The 2755-nt window shown below is 47.6% G+C and carries 2 protein-coding genes and 1 pseudogene; 2 read left to right on the top strand and 1 reads right to left on the bottom strand.

The features are described 5' to 3' along the window. Positions 1–817: 817 nt before the first annotated feature. Positions 818–1099, top strand: coding sequence for a hypothetical protein (locus ACP5D4_RS21385; RefSeq protein WP_428013625.1), 282 nt, complete (start codon positions 818–820; stop codon positions 1097–1099). Positions 1100–1145: 46 nt separating this feature from the next. On the opposite strand, the gene ACP5D4_RS21390 is transcribed toward ACP5D4_RS21385, so the two are convergent. Further along, positions 1146–2261, bottom strand: a complete 1116-nt coding sequence (locus ACP5D4_RS21390; RefSeq protein WP_428013626.1) for a precorrin-8X methylmutase — start codon at positions 2259–2261, stop codon at positions 1146–1148. A gap of 120 nt (positions 2262–2381) precedes the next feature. On the opposite strand from ACP5D4_RS21390, the pseudogene ACP5D4_RS21395 reads away from it, so the two are divergent. After that, positions 2382–2755: pseudogene (locus ACP5D4_RS21395) on the top strand (heavy metal translocating P-type ATPase); the annotation flags it as partial.

Raw genomic sequence — 2755 nt, forward strand, 5'->3', positions numbered from 1 at the left:
GTTTCAGAACAACAGGTTTCGAGCGTTTCTTGTCTTTTATTTAGAATATCTCGATCTGAAAGTACAGAGGGAATATTGCCCCAGAGGACAAAACCCAGTACGAAGAGCAAAATCGAGATCGGGGGGATGACATTCGACAACGACTTGAGAGCGTCACGAAGATGAATGCCCTTACGTTGCCAGTTATGGAGTCTCAGTCGATGCCATAGAAACATGGTAGACTTCTCCAGTTCGATCGACCAGTTGAGAAATCGAGCTGTTTTCAGGGTTTTCCAGCATTGAAATTCAAAGCGTATCCAATACCCTCTATTCCCTCAATTGAAGGTCGCAAGGTTTTCGATCGAGTACCCAGTTACCGATCGAACAGACTTCAAATTTTTCAATTCATTCAAACTTTAATTGAAAGTATAGATCGAAAGGCGCAATCCTGATACTGATAATTTACTGATTTTTTGAGTAAACTTAGATTAAATTACTGAGTTTTGACTGTATTTTGACTGTCCTGCTGTTCGTACTTCCTTGATTTTACGTAGATTGCGATCGCAATCTTGCAAGTTTTTACAGATGGCTTTTTTGACGCGATCTCGATTACAACACGATCGCACTTAAAAAGTCACGTTAGCGTGCAAAACGTTTGAATGAGCGAGTTTTATCAAAATTCAGCGCAATCTTCTAATTTCTCGAGCAGTGTCGATAAAATCACGTTATAACATAAAAGACCTTCGGGATCGCTCAGTCGAATCCATTCGTCTTTAAAAGCGACAATTTGACAAGAGTGACCTAAACTTAAGAAAAAAATAACGTAGGAGTTCAGTCAATGCCTTCTCAAAAATCATCAGACTCTGAAGGGACCCAAAAACAAAATTCTAATCCAGTGAAGAACTTCTTGCTGGGCGCTAGTTTGAGCGGTATTCTTATCTTTGCTTACCTCTCGCTATCTGTAGACATGACCTATGGCAGTTTAGCAGCAGTCGAAACCTGGAGACTCGCCGTCGCCATTGCTGTCCCGATTGCATGTGGTTTGCTCGCAGTCTTTTTTAAAGACCGTGCGATTGCATGGCTCAGTCAGATTTTTGAATCGGCCAATTTTCCTTTCTAAACCTACATTTAGGCGATCGCGCGACAACCGTTTGCAAATAAGGTTTCTACGGAACGTCAGATTTCGTTTTCTGAAGATAGCAGTGACAATCCGGTTTTTCAATTAAAGACGCCGCCAACCGATTGAGTGCGATCGCCGCCAGCAATCCCCCGCCAAACGTACTTTCACTGGTCACAAACGGTACTGATAACTGCATCAACCGCCGTTTCGCCGCAGGCGCGTGACTGAAACCAATCGGTAATCCGATAACGAGAGCAGGTCGTCCCACTTGCGCCTCGATCGCATCGCAAATTTCCAACAACACCGACGGCGCATAACCCACCACCCAAATCGTACCGTCGATCGACTCCCGAAGTCTTTGCTTCAACTGGCGATCGCGCCAAAACTGTTGTTCGGCGTCTTCCGCACTATCAATATGGGGATTCTCCACCAGCGATCGCCACTGACAGCCTAAATGCGTCAAACGAGTGCGATCGAGGGTCGCCACCACCGCCGGAACGTCCGCCATTACCGTACACCCCGCTGACAGCGCGTTTCTCGCCGCCGCGATCGCATCGGGACTCAAACGCATAAACGCCGCCAAACTCACGTCTCCACAAGCTAAAACCAGGTGAGACAAGACATCGACTTCAATACTCGATCGCTCCGACAAATCCGGTAACAACCGCTGTAACGCCTCCTGAAAATTCTCGGGATGGTCGCATACTCCAGCATCTAAATATTGCCAAAGTTCCTCACTTAAAGATTGCGCCGTTTGCGCTTCGACTTCCAACAACTGAAGTTGAGCCAACGCTTCCACTTGCGTCGAAAGACAAGAACTATCTCGTCCGAGTAACCCCTCAAGCGCGATCGCCGTTTGTCGCCACTTCACCAAATGCTGCAACACCGTTTGATACTGCTTCTGTAACTGCTGCATCAACGAATCGGTTTGAGTCGAGTCCGGCTGAGTTTCCAAAATTTGCTTGATGTGCGCCAGTTGAAACCCCTGTTGCTTCAGTGCCACAATGCGCTTCAATCGCCGCACGTCCGCCTCATCGTACAAGCGATAATTACTCGCAGACCGCATCGGTTGAGGTAACAAACCGATTTGATGATAGTGGCGCACCATACGCGGTGTCGTACCACATCCGACCGCTTGAGTGAGTTCTTTAATCGTCAGCATTTTCCACAAACCAGGACGTTGACACCTCGTTTGCTCCCGATTGTTTTCCCAAAATTCTCTTGACTTTAACATTAATGTCAAGGTTTACCATACGCAGACTGAAACATAAAGGTTGTATCGATGATTCGTCGGTCTGTTTTTCCCAGAAAACTCCAACATTGGATAAAAACCTATCCCGAGGCGATCGCCGCTGCGATTTGTGCGCTACTCACCCTCGTCGGTTGGCTCGCACTCAACGGAAGTTGGCTGGGGTTTGGCGTGTGGACGTTGCTGGCGGCTTACACCATCGGCGGGTACGACTCGGCTCGCGAGGGACTCGAAACTCTGTGGGAAGAGCGCGAGTTGGACGTAGACTTACTGATGATTGTGGCAGCGTTAGGCGCCGCCATTTTAGGCTTTTGGCAACAAGACTATTACTTACTCGTCGATGGTGCGGTCTTAATTCTAATTTTCGCGGTCAGCGGCGCTCTCGAAAGTATCGCCATGCACCGAAC

This window comes from Baaleninema sp., assembly GCF_049974805.1.
GTDB lineage: Bacteria > Cyanobacteriota > Cyanobacteriia > Cyanobacteriales > Geitlerinemataceae > Baaleninema.

What these genes read in the sequence shown, in the direction of transcription:
- ACP5D4_RS21385 (WP_428013625.1), top strand. Translation starts at nt 818, where the DNA reads ATGCCTTCTCAAAAATCATCAGACTCTGAAGGGACCCAAAAACAAAAT.
- ACP5D4_RS21390 (WP_428013626.1), bottom strand. Translation starts at nt 2,261, where the DNA reads ATGCTGACGATTAAAGAACTCACTCAAGCGGTCGGATGTGGTACGACA.